General features: G+C 56.0%; 16 protein-coding genes. 8 read left to right on the top strand and 8 right to left on the bottom strand.

What is annotated here, in order from left to right; genetic code table 11:
• Nucleotides 1-197: 197 nt before the first annotated feature.
• The 3 genes from KF752_17170 to KF752_17160 form a co-directional block, all read right to left on the bottom strand.
• Complete coding sequence (locus KF752_17170) at nt 198-368, bottom strand: hypothetical protein (protein ID MBX3423292.1); 171 nt, start codon at nt 366-368, stop codon at nt 198-200.
• A 113-nt stretch (nt 369-481) separates the two neighbouring features.
• Nucleotides 482-2,665 carry a DUF1080 domain-containing protein gene (locus KF752_17165; GenBank protein MBX3423291.1) on the bottom strand — a complete coding sequence of 728 codons (2,184 nt, stop codon included), beginning with the start codon at nt 2,663-2,665 and terminating at the stop codon, nt 482-484.
• Nucleotides 2,666-2,750: 85 nt separating this feature from the next.
• Nucleotides 2,751-3,614, bottom strand: coding sequence for a formyltetrahydrofolate deformylase (locus tag KF752_17160; protein MBX3423290.1), 864 nt, complete (start codon nt 3,612-3,614; stop codon nt 2,751-2,753).
• 238 nt (nt 3,615-3,852) lie between these two features.
• On the opposite strand from KF752_17160, the gene KF752_17155 reads away from it, so the two are divergent.
• From KF752_17155 to KF752_17145, 3 genes are read left to right on the top strand one after another with little or no spacing between them, the layout of a single operon-like run.
• Entirely contained in the window at nt 3,853-4,296 is a 444-nt protein-coding gene (locus KF752_17155) for a YkgJ family cysteine cluster protein (protein ID MBX3423289.1), read from the top strand.
• Nucleotides 4,297-4,331: 35 nt separating this feature from the next.
• The gene (hisS, locus tag KF752_17150) at nt 4,332-5,657 is read left to right on the top strand and encodes a histidine--tRNA ligase (protein ID MBX3423288.1); all 1,326 of its coding nucleotides are present in this window, start codon (nt 4,332-4,334) and stop codon (nt 5,655-5,657) included.
• Between the two features lie 24 nt (nt 5,658-5,681).
• Nucleotides 5,682-11,210 carry a UvrD-helicase domain-containing protein gene (locus KF752_17145; GenBank protein MBX3423287.1) on the top strand — a complete coding sequence of 1,843 codons (5,529 nt, stop codon included), beginning with the start codon at nt 5,682-5,684 and terminating at the stop codon, nt 11,208-11,210.
• Between the two features lie 149 nt (nt 11,211-11,359).
• On the opposite strand, the gene KF752_17140 is transcribed toward KF752_17145, so the two are convergent.
• Entirely contained in the window at nt 11,360-11,800 is a 441-nt protein-coding gene (locus KF752_17140) for an acyl-CoA thioesterase (protein ID MBX3423286.1), read from the bottom strand.
• 59 nt (nt 11,801-11,859) lie between these two features.
• On the bottom strand, nt 11,860-13,248 hold the full coding sequence (locus KF752_17135; GenBank protein MBX3423285.1) for a hypothetical protein: 1,389 nt from the start codon (nt 13,246-13,248) through the stop codon (nt 11,860-11,862).
• Nucleotides 13,249-13,718: 470 nt separating this feature from the next.
• Between KF752_17135 and KF752_17130 the strand changes: the two genes are divergently transcribed.
• Together KF752_17130 and KF752_17125 are read left to right on the top strand one after the other, a co-directional pair.
• Nucleotides 13,719-14,021: a hypothetical protein gene (locus tag KF752_17130; protein MBX3423284.1), complete on the top strand. Its 303-nt coding sequence runs from the start codon at nt 13,719-13,721 to the stop codon at nt 14,019-14,021.
• Between the two features lie 163 nt (nt 14,022-14,184).
• Nucleotides 14,185-15,759 carry a Ppx/GppA family phosphatase gene (locus tag KF752_17125; protein MBX3423283.1) on the top strand — a complete coding sequence of 525 codons (1,575 nt, stop codon included), beginning with the start codon at nt 14,185-14,187 and terminating at the stop codon, nt 15,757-15,759.
• Nucleotides 15,760-15,834: 75 nt separating this feature from the next.
• Here the strand turns inward: KF752_17125 and KF752_17120 are convergent, their stop codons facing one another.
• On the bottom strand, nt 15,835-16,440 hold the full coding sequence (locus KF752_17120) for an HNH endonuclease (GenBank protein ID MBX3423282.1): 606 nt from the start codon (nt 16,438-16,440) through the stop codon (nt 15,835-15,837).
• A gap of 167 nt (nt 16,441-16,607) precedes the next feature.
• Between KF752_17120 and KF752_17115 the strand changes: the two genes are divergently transcribed.
• Complete coding sequence (locus tag KF752_17115) at nt 16,608-17,960, top strand: dynamin family protein (protein ID MBX3423281.1); 1,353 nt, start codon at nt 16,608-16,610, stop codon at nt 17,958-17,960.
• A gap of 199 nt (nt 17,961-18,159) precedes the next feature.
• Here the strand turns inward: KF752_17115 and KF752_17110 are convergent, their stop codons facing one another.
• Nucleotides 18,160-18,894: a YggS family pyridoxal phosphate-dependent enzyme gene (locus tag KF752_17110; GenBank protein ID MBX3423280.1), complete on the bottom strand. Its 735-nt coding sequence runs from the start codon at nt 18,892-18,894 to the stop codon at nt 18,160-18,162.
• Between the two features lie 198 nt (nt 18,895-19,092).
• Nucleotides 19,093-19,665 (bottom strand): methylated-DNA--[protein]-cysteine S-methyltransferase, encoded by a 573-nt coding sequence (locus KF752_17105; protein ID MBX3423279.1) that lies wholly within the window; start codon nt 19,663-19,665, stop codon nt 19,093-19,095.
• Nucleotides 19,666-19,831: 166 nt separating this feature from the next.
• Between KF752_17105 and KF752_17100 the strand changes: the two genes are divergently transcribed.
• Together KF752_17100 and KF752_17095 are read left to right on the top strand one after the other, a co-directional pair.
• Complete coding sequence (locus tag KF752_17100; protein MBX3423278.1) at nt 19,832-21,163, top strand: PQQ-binding-like beta-propeller repeat protein; 1,332 nt, start codon at nt 19,832-19,834, stop codon at nt 21,161-21,163.
• Between the two features lie 214 nt (nt 21,164-21,377).
• Nucleotides 21,378-22,766 (top strand): hypothetical protein, encoded by a 1,389-nt coding sequence (locus tag KF752_17095; GenBank protein ID MBX3423277.1) that lies wholly within the window; start codon nt 21,378-21,380, stop codon nt 22,764-22,766.
• Nucleotides 22,767-22,806: the final 40 nt, after the last annotated feature.

The raw sequence follows: 22,806 nt of genomic DNA, 5'->3' as shown, positions 1-22,806 counted from the left end.
AAGAATGCAAGACTGGATAGATTTGGAACGTTCGATGTGATGTTGAGCACAAAGGGGTCTCCGGCAACCCAGGCGCGACCGGTCAATGACAGGACACCATCCCTGGCAGGAACGCCAGCCAGACCACCTGCGCTATTAAGCGACACGAATATCGGTCCAGGACCGGCAAATGTCGCTGAGTAACTGAAAGAACCCAGCTACAGGGTTGGGCCAAACAGAGTGGTCCCTAAAATAACAAGCCTCCAGTCATAGTTGGTCACCGCATCAAACTGAGCCAGCGAGGTCAACCCGAGTGTACTGCCGGTCAGCAGCAACAAAATACCTGGATTAGGCGAAGGAAATAGTCTCGCGGAAAAATAACTGAGCATCTTAAGCGATCGTTCGGTAGCAAAAGGTAGCACGATGCACCGTGCAAGCCGACGGCATTCAAATCCCGCAGTCTTGTACTGCGGTTCGTTCGGTTTCTGGCTAACAGTGACTCTCAGGGTGCGGGCGGAAACTGGAAGCTGCTAACTTGCTGGCCGGTTACGTCGTGGTGCCGTAATGTGAGCTCAGGTGCATGGGTGCTCTCCGAGTAGCTCAGTGTGCCGCTGAGAAATCCGCCTTGCACGCGCAAGAAACGGTGTTCGGGGCGTACATCGCCCTCCTGCCAGCCCAATTGATGCCGCTGGCTACCAGGGCCACAGCCGAATTCCCACAGACCTGTCTGAGGATCAACCGAGGCGTATTGCCAATGGCGGTCTCCACAAAAGACGATTACGTTGCCGGTCTCAGCAAACGCCTGACGAAGTTGTTGACCTTCATAGGTAAATGTCTGATTGGCGTGGTTGTCATTTTTGTTTTCACGGTCCGGGCCTACGATGGGTGTAGGGCTGAAGACCAGTTTGTATCTGGCCGATGAACTGCGCAGCGACTCTAATAGCCATGCCTTTTGTTCGGCTCCCAGTATGGTTTTCTCGGGACCATCGGCCAGGGTGTTGGGGCTGCGGTAGTCTCGGCCCTCAAGCAGCCAGATCTGCAGGTCCGGCCCCCAGCAAATCGTCGCGTAGCGTGGCTGACGCGCGGGAAACTGTTCCAGATTGAATAGCTCTACGCCCTGCTCAAAAGTCACCGCACCGTAATGCTGGCCGGCCCAGCAATCGTTCTTCAGCGTATCGTGGTCGTCTTTCATGAAATAGGCGGTGTGTCGATTGTAAAACTGGCGATTATTAGGTAGAGCAAACAGCCGCGCCCACTTGAAGCGCATCAAGTCGATGGTCCAAGCCCAGGGATCGGGCATGTCGTAGTATTCGATGTCGCCAGCGTGGACGACAAAATTGGGTTCCAGTCGCGTCATGGCCGGATAGATTTTGTGCCCCAGATCGCCGTCGTCTCGCCGAACGTAGTCGTGGCAGGTGGTCATGCAAAACGTCACGGGGCGCGGCTGAGTCGGACTCGGAGCGGTTTGAAATCGGCCGCGCAGAACCGCCGTCAGCGTCGACTGGCCCACGGGGCGAGCTTCGATGATCGCCGCATAACTTGTCCCCGGAAATAGTCGGTCGAGCTGCCATTGGTGAGTGAAATCATGCTGGGCAACCGTCTCGACCCAATCGGTCGTCCTGGCAGCGCCGCGAGCCGCCTCGGGGAAGTATGTCAATCGCACTTCACCGGCAGCACCCGGGCAGGCCCCGTGCATCTGGTCGAGTGTAGCACCTTCGGGCAACTGAACGTGCAGCAGTTTGTCTGCATCTTGAGATGCCGAAAGTTGAGACTGCTGATCGCGACTGATGGGTACAAACTGCCCGCCGTCGCCCAGCATTTCACTGCGGGCCGTAGTCCGCGTCCACAAGACGATCGAGGTTTGATCGGCCCAACCGTTCCGCAGCCCGTTGCCTAGTTGCGGCGATAATTTTTCAGGCTGAGATTGCTGGTCAGGCGGTGGCAATTCAATTAATTCAAAGCCGCGATAAGCCGCTTGGCCACCATGATCGGTCAGCAGGATACGATCGCCGGGTTGTGGCTGCCCAAAGTTGCTGAGACCATCGAACTTGCTGCGAGCCATGGCCGCATACCACTCGACGCTGTCGGTTTGAATGCTGGCCACTAAGCTGCCGTTGAGATAATGCTCCAGGCGACTGCCATGCGAGACGATGCGAGATTGATTCCATTGACCCGCTGGAAGGAGCGGTTTTTCAAGCGCAGGTGCGACCAGGTCGTAGATCGAAGCCGTAGAACCGATGTGCGGCTTGGCCAAGGGGATGCGTTCGTCGATCATCTGGTATTCGATTCCCAGCCAGCGGTCGTCGAACGATCGCACGCGGTACTTCAAACCGTTGTTAGCACCGGGTTCAATCATCCACTGAAAGCTCAACTCGAAATGCACCGGCACTGCAGGGCTGAGCAGGCTACCTCGACCACCGCGCGGGTTGTGCAGTCGAATCTCGCCCTGGCTGAATTGCCAACTTTCCTCGACCGGGCGTCCGTCGACGGTCTCCCAAAAGCTGGGCTCGTACCATCTAAGTTCCTGGGGGGCGTCGATGGCGTGGGCGGCATCAGCAGCTGCAGGCTGAGCCAAGGCAGACACGCACGGCAAGAGAGCCAGGAAAGTCGCCACGCCAATACAACGCAACCTGCAAGCTATTGTGTGATGACTGGCGGCTAGAAGTTGGGATCGGCGAAAAGTCATTGACGAGCACCTCTCGGACAATCTAGAAGCGGTTGGGGTAGCGATGGTCAGCTTGCTTAGTTTGAGCTAGCTTGCCAAGTTAATTTTACCGGCCCGAGGATGCGATGACGCGGTGGAAATGTAGCTTGACTTCTAAATCGACTACGCGGCGAACTCCTTCCAGTAAACACGTTGGCTCATTGACCTCTTGGCCAATGCGTACGATTTCCTCGATGGTTGTGCCAGGATCAACGTTGAACGTCGACTGGTAGATCGTCTGATTACCGGCGTCCAATTCGGGTACGATAAAGTGGCAGGTGGCACCGTACACCAACATGCGATTGGCAAAGGCATCGTGATAGGGCTTAAAGCCAGGAAAGCTGGGCAGCAGTCCGTGATGCAAGTTGATGATCCTGCCGCCGGCGAATTTCCAACAGGTGTCCGGTGGCAAGATGCGCATGTACCGCGCCAGGATGATATAGTCCACTTCATATCGATCCAGTAGCTGCACCATTGCCGCTTCATCGGCGGTGCCATCGGCTTTACCAATATTGTGCCAGGGCACACCAAACTCTTCGGCCAGCGTAGCGCATTTCTGTCGATTGCCAATCATCACGGTGGCCTGGGCATTGAGTCTTCCATCTTGAATGGCTTGCAAGATGGCCCGTGGAGTGCTCTCCTGATAGGTCGTGCACAACGCCAGCTTAGCCTTGCGGCCGTCGGGTGGCGTGGGCGTCCAGACGCGCACCGACAGCCCCTTGCGCTGGCCAATTTCCAACACGTTTGCGCGAATGTTGCTCCAGTGTCGAGCTTCCATTTTCAAGCGGCACATCATGGCGAACACGGCGGCCTCGTCGTGATCGTACATCTGAATCTCCGCAATGCTAGCGCCCTGCCGAGTCACCTCGTGAATAATCGGATCGGCCAGGCCAACATTGTCTGGACCAACCGCCGTGACGACGATTTCCATCAATTTTCCTCGCTAACACAGCGGGCTGCAAAAAAAATCTGCGATACCTTGTTAAGCGCCGTAGTATAGCGGATTGCTTTTTTGCAGGATAGAATATGAGCACAGCAGCAGTGAATCGTGACCCGAGGAGTCTTTGCTGATAATGTCGCATCAAAGATGCGTGAAGGCGAGGGACCAATCGAATTGGTCGTTGAAGTAACAGACTTCAGAATTCTTTAGTACACTCAGGAATGGCAAGATGATGCAACCGGTTCGCATACTTCGCGAGAATTTGCCCAAGGGCGATTGTTTGTGCAATTACTGCCCGGCCAAATGCTGCAAGTATTTTGCGCTGCCCATCGACAAGCCAGAATCGCTCAAGGATTTCGATTTCATGCGCTGGTTTTTGCTGCACGAAAGAGCATCGGTGTTCGTCGAAGACGAGACCTGGTATCTGCTAGTGCACACCACCTGCAAGCACTTGCAGAGCGACAATCGCTGTGGCATCTACGAAACGCGTCCGGAGATTTGCCGCGAGTATTCGACCGACAATTGCGAATACGACGAGGATAGTACCTACGAAAAATATTTTGAAACCGCCGAGCAGGTTGCCGAATACGTGGAGGCGACCATTGGCCAGGACGAATTTGGTTGTGTCCGCACACCCGAGCCACCGCTGCTGCCCGTCTTGGCTAGTGTTTGACGCTTCTACTCATCGACCCATCTGCTGTGAATCCCTTGATAGAACCACGTACGCTTAAAGGCTTCCGCGACTACCTGCCCGAGACGATGATGCCGCGCGAAGCCATTATGGAGACCGCGCGCCGTGTATATCGTCGCTACGGCTTCAGCCCCATTGATACTCCGGCGCTGGAACATCTGGAAATTCTGACTGGCAAGGGCAGCGAAGAAACCGATCGGCAACTGTACCATTTTCGCGATCACGGCGATCGGCCCGTCGGTTTGCGGTTCGATTTGACAGTGCCGCTGGCGCGATTTGCCGCACAGCATATTTCACAGCTAGGAATGCCCTTCAAACGCTATCACATCGCACCGGTGTGGCGCGGCGAGAATACCCAGGCTGGTCGGTATCGCGAATTCGTGCAGTGCGATTTCGATACCATCGGTACCCAGTCGGTCGTGGCGGATATCGAAACGGCGTTAGTCATCCACGAATTGCTGTTGGAAATCGGCATCCAGGATTTTCAACTGCGCATCAACAATCGTCAGGTGCTGAGCGGCCTATTGGAAAAATTAGGCCTGGCCGACAAGTCAGTACCGGTACTGCGCGCGCTGGACAAGCTGGACAAGATTGGTCCAGATGCGGTGCTGGCCGAGATGCTGCGCACCGATGGAATCACGCGGTCGGCGGCCGGGCAGGTGCTACAATTAGCAGATGTCCATGGCCAGACCGATGACATCTTGAATCAAATACAGACGCTGGTCCAAGGTAACGCGCTGGGCGAGCAAGGTGTTGAACGTTTGCGTCAAATCTGTCTGGCGCTCAAACAATCGGGATTGCCCGAATCGCGTTATCGGTTGGATGTTTCCATCGCCCGCGGTTTGGATTATTACACGGGCGTCATTTTCGAGACGACGCTGTTGCAACTACCAAGCATCGGCAGCATCTGCTCTGGAGGCCGGTACGATAATCTGGCCGGGCTGTTCACCAAACAACACTTGCCTGGCATCGGCGCGTCGCTGGGACTGGATCGACTGTTGGCGGCCATGGAGACGCTGGGCATGATCGCTCCGGTGCGCACACCGGCTCCGGTGCTGATCGTCTATTTTGATCGCGAGCGTTTGGCGGACTACTTCGAGTTAGCTCGCACGGTGCGGGCCGCCGGTATCGGTGGGGAGTTGTACCCTGAGCCCAAGAAGATTGGCGTGCAGCTCAAGTACGCCGATGCGCGTGGCTTTCAAGTGGCTCTAGTGGCCGGCAGTCAGGAACTGGAGGCTGGCACCTGTCAGGTAAAAAATTTAGCTGACAAGACATCCACGGAAGTCGCCTGGCGCAGCAATCCGCAGCAGCTTGTTAGCGCGCTCAACGGTATCATCAAATAGTTCTCCAGCAGATTCGATTCGCACATGATGGGGACGCTTGACCAGCGACCTGAAGGAACCATGGATCGGCGCACTTGGATTGGTTGGGGTCAGCCGGTCTTGCCCGACATCGTCTCGCGACTGCACAGCCAGTTTGCAGCGGGTAATCAATGGGATATGCGCGATGTGCTGCTGGTCTTGCCAGGTGGATTGGCGGTCAGGCGGTTAGGGGAGCTATTAGCGCTGCGTGCTCAGGAGGCGGCGTGTGTGCTCAAGCCTCCCGAAATCGTTACAGTCGGTGGCTTGCCCGAGCGGCTATACGATGCCAAGCTGCCACTGGCCAGTGACTGGATACAACTTCTGAGCTGGGTCGCGGCTGCACAACAGGCGACGATCGCTGACTTGCGGTTGTTGATGCAGCATCCGCCACAGCCCGGGGCAACCCAGCAATGGCTGGAGCTGGCCAAGATATTGTCCAACCTGCATCGCGAGCTGGCGAGCGACTTATTAGATTTTACCGCCGTAGCCAAGGCTCTCGGAAGGAATCACATCGAAACACCGCGCTGGCAGGCGCTCGCCAGAATTCAGCGGTTGTATCTGGACGAACTGCATCGACTACAGCTCTGGGATATTCACACCGCGCGACAGCGTGCCTTGACCGCTTCCGAGGCGAAAGCCAGTCGCCAGATCATTGTGGTCGGCTGCATGGATTTGAATCGCGTTCAACGCGGCTTCTTAAGCGCGGTGTCGGATCAAGTGCAGGTCTGGGTGGCTGCACCACCCGCACGGTCAAGCGGTTTCGATCCGCTGGGCTGTCTGGAGGCCGATTACTGGCAGAGTCAGCCTGTTGATTTGCCGCCGGATTGCCTGTTGGTTGGCAACACGCCCAGCGATCAGGCAGAGTTGGTAGCTGCAACGCTGGCCCAGTGGGGCGACAGTCTAAACGTGCGCGACGTAACGCTCGGCGTGCCGGATGGCGAGCTGATTGCTGAGCTGCGACATCGACTGGCTGACAGCGGCATGGTCGCGCGGTTTGGTCCTGGCGAACCATTGGTTCGCAGCCAGCCAGCCGTGTTGTTGGCTCTGATTAGCCGATATATGGATCAACGCGACTACAGCTCGCTGGCCGCGCTAGTTCGACATCCAGCCGTGGATCGCATGTTATCGGCGGCCAGTCAGTCACTGCCGGATAACTGGCTCTGCCAGCTAGACCAGTACTATCGCGAAGCACTGCCGGTCAAGCTGGATGGATTTGTCAACCAGAAAGCCCAATCGTTCGACACGTATCGCGCGGTAATAGATGCTGTCACTGAGTGGCTCAAGCCGCTCGAAAAACGTTTACAGTCGATTGCAGATTGGGTTGAACCGATCCGGCAGGTGTTGGTCACTGCGTATCAACCTGCCGCCAACGCACTTCAGTTCGATGGCGCTGGTAGCCAGCGTCGCCAGACGCTGGACAGCAACCACTCCGGACCCCGGAGTTTGGAACAGGGGGATGCTACTCAGTGCGCCCACCGTCGTGACGACGGCAGCTACGAAGAGTACAGCAGCTTCGCATTGATCGATGCAGCTAATCAAATTGGCGATGCTCTGGCCGCTTTGCACGGCATTCCCGAATCGCTGCAGCCGAAGTTGAGTATTACGGAGATGATCGAATTGCTGCTGCGCAGCATGGACGATCAACTGGTAGCCGAGCCTCCGGATCCGAATGCCGTCCAGATGCTGGGCTGGTTGGAATTGGCCTGGGACGATGCGCCGGCGCTGATCATTACCGGGTTGCACGATGGCGTGGTGCCGGAATGCGTCAATGCGGATGCCTTCCTGCCCAATCAATTGCGACGACAACTGGGAATGCTGGACAATGCGCGCCGGCTGGCACGCGACGTTTATTGTCTCAACGTCATGTTAGCGGCGCGGCGGCAGGTGAAGATCGTGGTGGGCAAGACCGATGCCGCTGGCGATCCCATGGTACCCAGTCGGCTGTTGTTGGCCTGCGATCTAGTTGACTTGCCGGCCCGCGTGCTGCATTTGGTGCACGAGGCCAATGCGGATGTGCTGCCAGAGGCACATCGAAACAGCCAGCCAACGACGGGCACCAGTCGACTTGCCATTCCGCGTCCCGAAAATGTCGAACCCCCAACACAGATCACCGTCACAGCCTTTCGCGATTATTTGCGCTGTCCCTATCGGTTTTACCTGAGACATATCCTGCGGTTGCGCGATCAGAGCGATGCCGATGTCGAACTAGATGCCTCGATGTTCGGCAATCTGGTTCACGCAGTTCTGGATCAACTGGCTGGCAGCAGCGTGGCGACCAGTTCGGATGCGGACGAGGTCGCTGAATTTCTCAAATCGCAGCTGGACAGAATCGCCGCTGAACAATTTGGTCCCGGTCCACCAGCGGCTGTGCTGATTCAAATCGAACAGGCCGAGATGCGCTTGCGGGCTTTCGCAACACAACAAGCTGCACGGGCTGCTGCGGGTTGGGAAATTCGCTTCACCGAGCAAGGCTCGACGCTCGAGCACGGGGTGAAGGTGGGTTGCCATGGCGAGTTGTTGCTGATTGGGCGCATCGACCGCATCGACTATCATGCTGACACCAATCAGTGGGCGATTTGGGATTATAAGACTAGCGAAACGGCCAAGAAACCGGAAAGCGTTCATTACAACCGCAGTCAAGGTTGGTTAGATCTGCAATTGCCGCTGTATATTCCCATCGCCAAAGCGCTGGGTGTGACGGGAATGCCATCAGTGGGCTACATCAATTTGCCCAAGCGTTTGGAGGATGTCGGCTTTTGTGCGGCCCAGTTCAGCCCCGAACTGTTGAATGAAGCTTGGGAGGTTGCCAATCAAGTCGCGACCAGTGTAGCGAATTGTCAATTCTGGCCCGAGCAGATTCGACCTGTAGCATACGATGATTATGCCCGCATCTGTCAAATCAACGCCCAGCAAGTCAACTCCCCGCCACCAAAGCGAAAGCTGTTTCGCTTTGAAGGCTATGGCAAACTGGCGGTAGAGGCGGACGTGGTCAAGCAGGCGCGACAGCGATTGAATCAGCCTGCGAGCCGCAAGTCGATTCAATTGCCGCCGCTGATGATTCGCGCTTCGGCGGGTACCGGTAAGACGTTTCAGTTAACCAATCGCTTGTTGCAGATTCTATTGTCCGGTCAGGATGTCGATCCCATCTTGGCTGCCACGTTTACTCGCAAGGCGGCGGGCGAGATCATGAGTCGCGTCTTGCAACGGTTGGCTTTGAGCTGTATTGATGCCGACCAGCGGCGGGAGCTGGCTGCAAACGTGCCCCAGGTCGATACATCAGCAGCCGCGTGCTTGGCAACGCTACGGCGAGTCACCGCCAGCATTCATCGACTGCGCATCGGGACACTGGACAGCTTCTTTGCTCAGTTGGCCAAAACGCTGACGCTGGACATGGGTTTGCCCGTAGGCTGGAGTACGCTGGACCCCAGCCAAGAGCCACAGATGCAGATGCAGGCGATCACTGACATGCTGGGCAGCAATGATCGGCGGACGTTGCTGGAGCTGGTGCGGATGTTGTTCAAGGGCGAATCTAATCGCAGACTGTCGGATGATATTCGCCTGACGGTGGAAAATGGATTGGAATTCTTTCGTTGCACTTCCGAGCAGGCTTGGGACCAACTGCCGTTGCCGGCTGTCACCAGCGAAGTGGCGTTTGAGTCGGCGCTGATGACCGTCGAATCCTGCCGCATGAGCGACAAGCGAATCAACAACGAATTGAACAAGCTGCACTTGATGGCACGTAGCGGTGATTGGGGCAAGCTGATTGGACATACGCTGTTCAAAGCTATTCGAGAGGCGGTGCCAAAATACTTTAACAAGGAGTTGCCTGCTGATTTGAGCGTGGCGTTGGAGGTGATTCTGGATCGAGCCGCTGCGGAAGCCTTGCCAATCTACCGCCGTCAGACACTGGCCACGTACAGTGTCCTGCAGGCTTACGATCAGTCATATCAACAACTAGTCCAGCGCACTCGTTCTATAACCTTTGCTGATGTGACGCATTTTCTGTCCCGCTGGTTGCGCGACGGCGCGCCCCTCCAGGCTGGAGAACTAGGCATGAAGCGACTGGAATTTCGATTGGACTGCAGCGTTCAGCATCTGTTGTTGGATGAGTTTCAGGATACATCATTGGAACAGTGGGACGTGTTGCGCCCGTTGGCCAAGCCCCTGGGTGCTGGTGCGGGGCCTGAGTTGGCGGGGCCAGATCAGTCACCAGGCGATCGATCCTTCTTTTGTGTCGGCGATAGCAAACAAGCGATCTACAGTTGGCGCGGCGGAGTCGCAGAGATTTTTGATAACGTGGTGCAAACCGTCAGCGGATTGGAAAGCCGCGATCTCCAAACCAGCTATCGCAGCAGTCCGCAGGTGATGCAGGCTGTCAACGAAGTGTTCCAGCATCTTGATCGGCACACGAACTATGCGCACTGTGAGCAGACGGCCACCTTGTGGAGTCAACAGTTTCCCGCGCACCAGACGGCTCGGCAGTCACTGGACGGTTATGTCAGTTTAGAGAACGGACCGCAGCTCGACGGCGATGCGGCTGATGCATTGACCAAAGAAGATCGCCGACGGATTTTTCTAGAGCACGCAGCTGATCGTATTGCACAGCTAGCCACACAGTCTGCGGCCAGTATCGGCGTGTTGTTTAGGACCAACGATGATGTGGCAACCATGATGGGGCTGCTGCGGGAGCGGCATGTGTCGGCCAGTCAAGATGGCGGCAATCCGCTCAATGACTCGGTGGCCGTTGAGTTGATACTGTCGCTGGTGCATCTGGCCGATCATCCGGGCGACGGCACCTGCTACTTTCATATTCGTCATTCGCCCTTAATGGAATCGTTGCGAAATTGCCTGCCCACTACTGCTGGAGTCAATCCGATTGATGTGGCGCGCTGGTTCCGAGACATGGTGTCGCTGCGCGGCTTGGGGCGGGCCATCGAGTGGGCTGCCAGGAGCCTGTGGGGGCAGCTATCGTGGTGGGACGGGCAGCGTGTCGAGCAGTTGATACGGGCAGCCCACGCCCATCAGGCAGTTGGAAGTAGGCTGCGAGATTTTGAAAGTGCGGTCCAACGACAGCGAGTCGCGTTGCCCAGCGAGTCGCAGGTCAAGGTGATGACGATCCACAAAAGCAAGGGCTTGGAGTTTGATGCGGTCTTCCTGCCTGCGTTGGATGTCTCGCTGACCGGATCGCCACCGCTGTTGGTCGCCCGCCGCCCCGATCCGTGTCAGTCGCCCGATGGCGTGCTGCGCTACATGAGCGCAGATTTACAGGCCCTGCTGCCGCAGAATTGGCAACGGGCTTTCGATGCCAATAAGTCGTCAATGGTGTATGAGATGCTGTGCGTGTTGTATGTAGCCATGACCCGAGCCAGACGTGGTTTATACATGATCGCTTTTCCAGCCGGCAAAATGGCCCGGCAAGATTTCAGTTCGCTACTGCATTCCACACTGGCCGCCGGTCGCCAAGACATAACCCAGCCGTTGGCACAGCTCTATTGCTTGGGCGATGCCGGGTGGTACCGAAGCCTGCCCAAGTGACTTGTAGTATGTGACCAGCAGGACCGGTGAAAACTGGCGGTACAAAACAAACGATGCGGACAGCGACAAACGTCGCCGACACCCAACTTAGTTCGGCCCCGCGCCGGCACACCATTTGCCTGTTGCCTGCACGGCCACGAAGCGCCAAATTACGCGGTCGTAGGCGGCGTGCGTTCGAAGGTCGTGATCGACTGCACCAGGCTCTCAGGCCAGGGTGTTGGTCTGTTATTGGCCACCAAGACGTTGACATACACCAATTGGCCGCTGGTGGTTTGCAGGCTACCCTTCCAGATACCCAAGGTGAAGATCAGCGATGTTCGGCCAAGCTTGCTGACCCGACAGCCGACATCGACTTCGTCATCAAAGCTCAGGGCGGCATGGAATTCGGCGGTAGCCTTTACGGCAAAAATGTCTTGGCCAAAACGATCGACGTAGCCGTGGGGGTAGGAGACGCCGATGGTGCGCCAATATTCGGTGACCGCCACGTCGAAGTATAGAAAGTAGTTTCCGTTGAAGACAACATCTTGGCGATCCACCTCGGCCCAGCGGACGCGCAGCCGATGGAAAAAACAGAATTCGTCGCGCTGCAAGGTGATGCTTCTTTCCAGGCACTTGCCGTTGGATGGTTGGAGGTCTAAGTCAGCCGCCGTCAGATCGTGGCCGATCGCGGAGCCTTAACGACATTGGTGGCTATGCGATCATCCAGGTTGGGCCGAAAGACAGTCAGCAGTGTGAAGGGCAGAAACCAAGCCATGTACAACCCGCCACCGTAGCCATGCCAAAACTGTGCCGCCAACATGATCACCGCCGTGCCGCTCATCAGCGTAGCCAGATTCTTGCGAGATGGCCAGATTGCAAATGATCCACTCAGCAAAATAAAGCCCACCAGAACCGGCAAGCGGTAGTCGGCAGGCACGTTGCCCGGTGCCCAAATTCCTTCTAAGCCATCCATCCGCGGCAACCATGTGCCAAACATACGGCTGAGGTGGACTTGGAACTCTTGCCAGCCATCCAGCAGCAACAATCCCACCAGCAGCAGTAGCGCACTGCACAGACCTGACATCCAGCGACCCAGCCCGCGCTTCCAGTAGAAACTGATCCACAGCGGTAGCAAGAACAGCGGGTAATACACCAGTCCAGCCGCCAATCCCATCAGACCACCAGCCAGCAAGGGCTGGCGATAGGCCAGGAGAGCCAGGGTCATCATGGCCGCCGGAATGACATGCTCCAAGTTGCCGGTCATCTGCGCCGTGTAAGGTAACAAGAGATACATCACCGCGCAGCCGATGCCGGTTTTCACATTGTCGAAATGCCAATAGCCGATACCCACGATGCTGAGCACGATGGCCAGATTCGAGAGTACGGCCAGGACGCGGGCCAAGTTGGGCAGCCAGCGCGACCTGTCGTCGGTATCGGACACGGTCGGCACCACCGGCTTGTATTCCAGTCCGGGAGTCGTGGGCAATTGCGGCAGCTTGTTCAGGAAAGCATAGCCAGGCCCCAGCTGCGGTCCGCGCACCTCTTGCTCGTGAGGCGTACTGGTTACCACGATCGACATCAAGAATAAAAACAGGCTGACCCCAATGAAACTCAGGCCACCGATCGACAAATTGGGGACCAATAACGGGCGGCGAACCAGCGCCGGGTCGACTAACATGCGGATCGTTAATAGACCGCATGCCGCCAGCAGCATCACAAATCCGTAGAACTGCAGACTGCTTGCATTCCACACGATGGAAGCTGGTTCCGTTGGTGGGTAGGCTTCGACCGCCGCGACATCGGGTTGCGAGAGTGGGACGGTAGTCGCTGTTTGCAGAGTTACCATCTTGCGGTAGGTGTTTGGTTGGGCTTTTCGCACCGTCGTCCCGGCCAACTGCTGACTAGAGACTTGCGGCACTTCGTCGAGGGCCATCTTGCGACCTTCGTAGACCATCAATAAACCGGGCGACAATAGTAGCAACAACAACACGTCCAGGTTTCGAACGCTGAAGAAACGTTGAAACACGAAATAGAGGCTTAGTAGCAGGAACGAGGACAAGAAAATCCACGTAGCTGGCTCTGGCGGTTGATAGAAATACAGTAGTCGGTTCATTAACCGGCTAGAATAGACTTCGTAGCCGCCAATGCAAGATCGACTTGGACTCGGAGCATCCAATACTCCCAATAAGGTTGATTTTCTTCCCTTTAGTCGCTCCAAGTAAGCGGTGGCTGTTGTGCGGCTTTTACCGATTGTCGCGTTGGGGCGCCTGGCGGACGCCAGTTCCGGGCGGGATTTGGCTGTCTCCGTAGCTGTCACTACTGGAAATGCAGGCATTGTGCCGATGACAGAATCGACCTAGGTCTAGCGTTTCAGGGCTCCTAGAATGCCTGCGAAACGGTACTCTACGCATCCCGTCGGAAGGCGCTTGAGACAGAGACTTTAGGTACAGGCAAAAAAGGACTTTTGGCCAGCCCCCGACGGACTTGCCGCAAACCCGAGCTGCACGGCTTGGAAAGGATTCCCACACAATGTCGCGCAGATTACTGAACAGCCCCCGAAACGTGCCAAAGTGGATCATCAGCCTGTGGATGGTCGTAGTCTTGCTCAGTACGGGCTGTGCCAACAGGCCTCGAGCCTGGGGATTTCCAGGAGGTCAAGGGACCATCGACCGCCAAAAATCGCGGGCCGTAATTCACGATCCGTTTCCACTAAACGACATTGCGCCCGAGGTCGAAGGCGGTCGTCCGCGCGAGTTTTTCTGGCCCCAGCCGGAAGCTATCCGCGAAACGAATGTGCCTCTACAATATCGCAATATGCCCCCGAATTACTGATCAGTCGCAGCGGCTGCAGCAACCAGTCTACCGCAGCCATCTTTGCTGGCTTTTCAAGTGTCCTATACTCTGTATCTCGGCCATGACTACAATTGGAGCTGCTGTCCAAATCAACTGCGGTACCTGAATTCTCTGAGGCCGCTGGGATAACTCGATTGTATTTATGTCTACTGCACCCATTCGCATGGCCAAGGAGTCTGTCTGTCGCCCGGTGGCGGTGGTGGATATTGGTGCGACCAGTATTCGAATGGCGATTGCTGAGATTGACGAGCAAGGCCAGGTCAATACGCTGGAAAATCTGTCTCAGGCGGTGACGCTGGGTAAAGATACGTTTACCAAGGGGCTGATAACCAAAACCTCGATCGAGGACAGCGTTCGCGTGTTGCGCAGTTACAGCCGATTGATGCGCGAATACGGAATTGTGCGCGCCGATCAAATGCGAGTAGTGGCTACCAGCGCAGTTCGCGAAGCCAATAATCGACTCGCCTTCTTGGATCGTGTCTACGTCGCTACGGGCTTGGAAGTTGAGCCGCTGGATGAAGCTGAAGTCAATCGAATGGCGTACATGGGCATTCAACCGCAATTGCAAGCCGATCCTCAATTAGCGTCTTGTCCGGTATTGATGGTGGAGTTTGGCGGAGGTAGCACGGAAGTTCTGGTGGTTCACGCCGGCGACGTCCTGTTTTCGCATACTTATCGGCTGGGTTCATTGCGTTTGCTGGAAATGATGGAGCAGGTGGATGCGACTCCCGGCAAGCGTCGGCAAATCTTGGAAACGCAAATCCAGCGCCAGGTCGCACACATCCGTGAAGACGTCCAGCTCGACACGTCTCTACAAATGGTAGCCATGGGCGGCGATGTGCGTTTTGCCGCCAATCATTTATTGGATCAATGGGACGTACAAGTCTTGGCCTATTTGCCGGTCAAGCGGTTGAAAGAATTTACCCATCGCTTGACTCAACTGAGCGACGATGAAATCGCGCAACGTTACGGCATCAGCTATCAAGATGCCGAAACGGTGGTGCCGGCATTGTTGTGCTATGTTCTGTTGGCACGCTGTTTGGGACAGGAGGTGATTGCCGTATCAGATACCAACCTGCGCGACGGATTGTTGCAGAGCATGGCCATCGGCGATTCGTGGACAGAAGACTATCGTCGCCAAGCCATTCGATCGGCCAGTTCATTGAGTGAACTGTACGGCATCGACGAAAAGCACTCACGGCATGTAGCTCAATTGTCGGCCAAGATATTTGCCGATCTACAAAACGAACATCAGCTTGAACCGCGAATGAGTTTGATCTTGTATTTGGCGGCTATGTTGTACGACGTTGGTTCGTATATCAATTCGCGCAGTGCCCATAAGCATTCGATGTATATCATCCGCAACAGCGAGCTGTTCGGCTTGAGCCGCAAAGATGTACTGCTGATTTCATTGGTAGCCCGCTACCATCGTCGCAGTAGCCCGCAGCCGCAACACGAAGGCTACTCAACGCTGGATCGCCGCGAGCGCGTGGCCATTTCCAAGTTATCAGCCATCTTAAGGTTGGCAATCGCCCTGGACGATTCTCGCAGTCAACGCATCAATGATATTCGCTGTCGAATCGTAGGCAAGCAACTAGTGATTACCGCTGTGGGAGTCGAGGATGTAGCGTTGGAGCAAATGGCTTTCCGTGAACGTGGCGGCTTGTTCGAGGAAGTCTTTGGTGTGCAGTGCCAACTTCGCGCCGCCCGAGCCTGATAGTATCTCGCAATGTTTCTAACAGCCACCGTGCGCTAGCCGCGGTCCTCCTCCGCTGGTATCAGCCCGTTGGTATCAGCCGGTTTGCACAAAACTCCGCCAACTGGCGTAGCGCGGATCGTCCAAAGGCAAGACCATCGCTGGATTGCTCTTCGGTTGACCGGGCTGCTTCAATAGTTTCATGCCCGCCTGCTCCGGAGTGCGGCCACCCTTGCGCGAATTGCAACCAGTACAACTACACACGATGTTGTCCCACGAGGTCTTGCCTCCCAGGGATCGCGGGACGACATGGTCCAAACTCAACTGGCTGGTGGGCTGCGACTGACCGCAGTACTGGCAACGGTGATCGTCACGTGCAAACAAATTCTTGCGGTTAAAGCGGACGATGGTCTTGGGCAGTTTGTCGTAGCGGGTCAGGCGGATTATGCGTGGGACTTGAATTTCGAAATTTACCGCGCGAATGTATTCTTCTCCGTCTTGCTTATCCATGGATAACAATTGGCTCAGTTCGCACCAGCCCTCGAAGTCGTAGTTGCTGTACTGGCCGCCATCGATAGAAATCACTTCGGCGACTTCACGATACAGCAGTGTCATGGCGCGGCGTACATCGACTACGCGAATCGCCAAGTAGTACCGGTTCAGTACCAAAACGCTCGAATTCAGAACATTGCGCTGTTCCATCCGCTCCGCTCCTGTGGAAGTGATGAAATTGTATTATAGCTTGTGTCTACCGGCCAATATCTGTCAATCTGGGTACCGGCGGTCCAATTTTTTGATTAGCTAGCGGATCATCGATCAGCCAAATTAAGATTACAATGCCGCTTTTGACCCCAGTTAGGCAACACACCATGCTCCCAAAGTCTTCCACGGCTTCGTCGGATCACGCCATCGAACAATTGCGCGATCAACTCTTGCGGCCGATCGCCGATCGTTTTGGATTCCCGCTGAGCAAGCGAACGGGCGCGACGTCCAGCATTCCCACCGTGTTGTGCTTGGGCAATCATTCGTCGGGTAAGTCCAGCTTTATTAATCACTGGCTGGGGCGCGCCGTGCAGAACACCGGCGTGGCTCCCACCGATGATGGATTTACCGTGTTGCTTTACGGGCCGTCCGAAACCGATTTGGACGGGCGAGCTGCTGTGGTTGATCCACAATTGCCGCTGCGCGACTTTGAGCAATTCGGCAAAGAATTTTTGGATCGACTGAAGATCAAGCAGCGACCTTTGGAGCCACTGAGAGACTTGTGTTTGATCGACAGCCCGGGATTGATTGATCACGCAGGTAACCCCAATGACTTGTCGCGTGGCTACGATTTTCAAGCCGTGGTTCGCGAGTTCGCAGCGCAGGCCGATCTCATTGTCTTCTTCTTTGACCCTGAGAAGCCAGGTACGACCGGCGAGAGTTTACGAATCTTTACGGAAGCCCTGTCGGATGTGATGTACAAGTTATTGATTGTTTTCAACAAGGTAGACACTTTTGCAGATGTGCGCGATTTTGCGCGGACTTATGGGGCACTGTGTTGGAATCTTTCGCGAGTGGTACGCACCAAGGATATGCCACATATCTACTGCACGTTTGTCGAAGAGTTAGCCGGAGCGCGGCAACGTCAAATCGACTTGACAGATTTTTCCAAGTCGACGCAGGAACTCAAGTCGGAAGTTGCCCGCGTCGGCGACCGACGTCGCAGCAACGTGATTGGTGCACTGTTGGATGCGACTCGCTGCCTCCGCTTGCACGGAGCGGTTAGTCACAAGATTGGAGTTCGGTTGATGGCCATCAAGTTGTTGATCGTCTGGGCTTCGCTGTTGGCGATTGGTGTCGGGATTTGGTTGCTGTGGTACCACCGATCTCAGACTACCCTAGCTGCCACGGGGGTTGTCGCTATTGTCTCGGGGGCAGTGTTAGTGACCACGTCGCGCTGGTTTCTCAGGAAGCTCTTACAGCGCCAAGTCGATCGGTTGGATGCAACCTTCCATGAGATTTTTCATCAAGAGCTGTTGACGCAGTCGGACAATCGGTTTTTGAATGGTCTGTGGGAATCGGTCAAACCACGCACCAAGAGGTTCTTGCTGGAGGTAGGACCACGCGGCATTCCGTGTTCACCGCTGTGGCCGCGACGGTTTCGCAGGCTGCAACGCGCATCCGAACACGATATCCCACAGATGCTCAGACAGGTATCGCATGGGCAGGGTGACGCGTGACCAGTGTCTGTTCGTCAGCGCAGGTTGACCGATTCAGCCAGGGCCTGCCACAATCAACACAGCCACGGTTTCGTAGCAACTGAGCCCAGTAGAGTCGGTCAATCAACGATGCTCTTCACAACCGGCCTGCGGTGAGAATCTGCGCGGCACATGATTCTGGTGTCAATGGCGGAGTTCGAGCGGATCCTAGGCGCGGAACTCACAGCACGCCTGCCCACAACAGCGTGCCCAATCGAACGCAAGTCGATCCTTCGATAATAGCTTCACGAAAGTCCTCGCTCATGCCCATCGATAGTTGGCTCCATGATCCACACACCTGATATTCTGCGGCCAAGCGTCGCTGAAGCTCCCTGGCTGCGGCGAACTCGCGACGCACATCGGCAACGTCCGCATTCAGACTCGACATGGCCATGAGCCCACACACCGACACATTCTCTAGTCCGCTCAATCCCTGCAGTACTTCAGGTAATTGCTCCGTCGTCATGCCAGTTTTGGTCGAGTCCTGAGTTAAATTTACATCCAGCAAGATAGGCATAACTCGGCCTAGCCTAGCAGCCTCTCGATTGATTTCAATCGCCAGTTTCAAACTGTCCACCGACTGAATCATGTCCACCAGAGGCAGAGTTCGACGAACCTTGTTGGTTTGCAAGTGACCAATCATATGCCACTTAGGCTGCCCGAGGCCGTTGTGGGCTTGAGTGTCGAACCATTCATGTTTCTGCCACAAAGTCTGAGGCCGGTTTTCGCCGACAGTCGAACAGCCAGCGCGAACCAGTTGGGCCGTCAACTCGGGCCCCACATATTTGGCAACGCCGACGATGGTCACCTCCCCTGGATCACGACCTGCTGCGATGCAGGCTTCGGCAACCATGTCGCGGGCGCGCTGCCAATTGCTGTCGATCAGGACTTGCGTCTCGGGTGTGGGACTGGCCACTAAGACCTCTAATAACAAATGGGCGGGTGGGATCAGTCCTGTGCACCGATCAAAAGCTCGATATCGGGTGAGTCACTCATGGGATGGTAGATCGCGTGCGAAGTATCTGACCTGAAGGATTACCATAGCCTGCGCGAATACCATAGAACTTACCAATCGATTTCGCCAGCCGCCGTGGACGCGTTGCTCTAGCGTGGGCTACCCCACAGGGTGTGAGCCCAACAACTGCTCATGATCCAACAGCCAACGCTTGGTTGACACTCCACCCACACCGGAGTAGCCGGTCAGTTGCCCGCTAGCTCCGACGACGCGATGGCAGGGAATCAATAGCGGCCAACGATTGCGGGACATCGCGCGACCTACCGCCCGTGCCGCCAGTGGACTGCCCACGTTGGCCGCCAACTGACCGTAGGTGCATACGCTGCTTGAAGGAATTGCGTAGCAGGCTAGCAGCACTTGCCGCTCAAACTCGCCCGTGCCACGCCAGTCCAGCAGTTCAATGTTCCACTCGAATCGGCCCACTGCAAAGTACCGTCCGCACGCCCTGCTCAGAGCCCGCGCCCACCGTCGCACTTGTGGATTAGCGGCGTCTCTGGTCGACATTTCGTCGCCAACGGGCAGGCTGGAGTTCTTGGTGCGCACAAACTGGAAACTGTACAGCCCACGACTGGTCCAGGTAGCGGACATTGGTGCGAGTGGAGTCTCTATGACCTGCTGGTAAATGAAATCTAATTCGGCCAAAGTTTGCCGAGCGCATGTAGTGGCGATCATTGGGTTGCTCCTTGTTTCTTGGCCTTCAGTGGCGTTGAAGGTTATCAGCGCCACAAGCGTAGTCAATTGAGCTATAATCATGTCCCGTTTATTGTAACACGAAACGAGTGGTTCGATCGTCGACACGTCCGCCTGTTCAGATGGGAGTTTTATCGTGAATTTCTGCATGGTCAGCCGATGGGCTGGTTTCCGATCAAGTGTCCTGCTGGTTGCATTGAGTTTGCTCGACGCAACTGCTTCGCTGCGCGCCGAGAATTGGCCTCAGTGGCGTGGCTTACAACACAACGGAATTTCGACAGAAAAGTCGATTGCCACCAACTGGAGCGACACATCGAACGTGCTTTGGAAGACGCCCATGCCAGGGCAGGGCGGGGCCACACCGATCGTCTGGAATGATCGCATCTTTGTCACCAGCGCCGCAAGAAGCGATTTGGTGCTGATCTGCTGTAATACTGCTGACGGTGCCATCCTGTGGCAGAAAAAAGTTACGAGTGGCAATCAAGACGCGCGGGCCGGTGAGGGCAATTCAGCATCACCGTCACCTGCCACCGATGGCCAGCATGTGTGGGTGCTGTTCGGAACCGGCATGTTGGCCTGTTACGATTTCGACGGCAACCAGAAATGGCAACTGGATGTCAACGAACGGTTCGGCAAGCTGGATATTCAGTTTGGACTGACCAGCACACCTGTGTTGGATGGCGATGGTCTGTATCTGCAGTTGCTCCATGGGCCGATGGTGCACAACAACAATAAGCGAACCGGCAAAGTCATCAAGCTGGACAAGCTAACCGGAAAGACCATCTGGGAGCATGAGCGCCTGACGGAGGCTGTGTTTGAGTGCAAGCACTCATACGCTTCTCCCATGCTGTACGACGATGGACAGCAGCGCATGTTGATTGTGCATGGAGCCGACTGCACAACAGGCCATGCACTCGATGACGGTCGTCAACTGTGGCGATTGGGCGGACTGAATGGACCTTCTGAGCTAAACCGCCGTGCGTTTGACGTTACCTTTCGCTTTGTGGCCACTCCAGCCCAGGCCGGCGGTCGTTTGATCATTCCCACCGCCAAGGAAGGACCAACTGTGGCGTTGGACCTGAGTGGCCAACCGCGCGGTGAATTGACCGATCTGCCACAGCACATTGCTTGGACCGTCCCGCAAACACCGGATGTCTCCATCCCACTAATCGTCGATGGTTTGGTGTATCTGTTACACAAGGATGGCAAGCTGCAATGTATCGACCTGGCCAACGGCCAGCAGGTTTACTTTGAACGTACCCACACCGTCCAGCATCGCACCAGCCCCATCTATGCCGATGGTCATATCTATTTCTGCGGCAAAGACGGCGTCTGCACCGTCGTAAAAGCAGGCAGAAAGTTTGAAATTGTCGCCAGCAATCCGATGGGCGGACAACCCATTACGGCGTCGCCAGTGGTGTCCAGCGGACGCCTGTACATTCGCACCTACGAGGCGCTATACGCGATTGCCCCAAAATAGAGCAATTGTCCTCGGGTACTCAGCAAAACCTGGATGTGTTGGAGAGTCGTAACGAATTGAAGGCATTGGCTGAGTCTCGCGAGGCCAGAAAACGGGCTCTCCAGCCCAGACAGGACTGCTGAATTGTCAGGCGGCTGGATACAATGGAGAGATTCGTTCGATGCCCTGACTCTGCGGGGTTAGGCAGTTCATTCACCCTGAAGCCCGAGTGCACATGCCCTTTCGTCCGCACATTTTCGAAGCGTTCAAGACGCCACCTGCGATGGTGCGCACCCTGTCGGCCGGTGCTCGTTGGCCTCTAGCTGCTTGGGCGGGTGCCTGGGGCCTTGCAGTACTAGCGGCTCTACCTGGCAATGCTCAAGAGGCCGCCCCAGAAGCCATTTTGCGCACGAGCCCCGCAGCCCTTGCAACTTCAGACGCGACTACCCAACGGCTGGTCGACCAGCAGCATGTGCAGCGTCTGATGGAATCCTTGGGTGATACCAGTTTCGAGGTTCGAGAGCGCGCCGCCTCAGAGCTACTGCGGAAGGGATCGGTGGCCCTGGCGGTTCTCCAGCGATTGCCGCTGAGTGAAATGAGCTTGTTATCGAAAGAGGCTCGCCAGCGTACGCTATCCATTCGAAGCGAGCTGGAGAAGCATCAGTTTGTTACGGCAGCGCACGCCTTTCTGCTGGATGTCGACGATCAAGTCGATCACGGCCTACCCGCTTGGAAGGTCTACCGAGATGTCGTGGGAAGTTCGCCGACCAGCAAGTTATTGTATTTGGAGATGCTCAAGACGCAGTATCAGTTGGCTCAGCAAGTCGACTTGGTCTATCGTACGGTTTCCGAAGACGGTGATGCGACGTCTCCACGACGGGAGCTGGTTCAGCAGATGACGGCTCAGGCCGAACAGCTAATACCACGCATGTATCGCGGAGCTGGGGTCAGCATTGGGGACAGCGCTGCGCTCATGTTGGGACTGTCGATGCTGGAGCACACTGCACCGGTTGAGGTCAGCCAGTTGATCCACTCGACCGCGCAACTTAATTTTTTTGGATATCTCGTTCGCCCGGGTTATCGTCTGTGCTTGCAGCGTTTGTTGGCCTGCTGGATTCCACGGGCCCACGATGCTTTGGCACCGGAAGTCATGCGCATCGCGTTTGAACAGGATATTCACAATGTACTGCCCATCGCCCGGCGGCATCTGTCCAATCGGTACGACAAGATGACTCGCGAGCGAGCTATGCTGTGTCTGGCCAAGTTTGGAGAGCGCAGCGATGTGCCTGCACTGTTGGCATTAATTGAAGATGCGACGGTGGTCTACGAATTTGACGAAATTCGCGGCGACATTACAAAATCATCAGACCCACCGCCTGGCTTGGCTCAGGAGCCTGCGGTTCAAACGGGCAAGCAGGTTATCCGCATCAACGATATTGCGGCTGCAACGGCCATGATTCTGCTACAGCAGAATCCACAGCAGCTATTCCCAGCTTTCTCCAAGGACGCCTTCTTCATTCGCTCACTAGCACCATTGGCCGTTGAATCGACTGCGATAGAGGATCGCGATCGCGCTATACAAGCCTGGGCGGCCTCGCTGGATATTTCAGCCGCCGAGAGCTGATGCGACGTGTCCTAGCCGATACGCGAGCGGAATTTTTTGA

This window comes from Pirellulaceae bacterium (genome assembly GCA_019636385.1).
Taxonomy (GTDB): Bacteria; Planctomycetota; Planctomycetia; order Pirellulales; family Pirellulaceae; genus Aureliella.
This window is presented reverse-complemented; position numbering and strand designations above follow the sequence as displayed.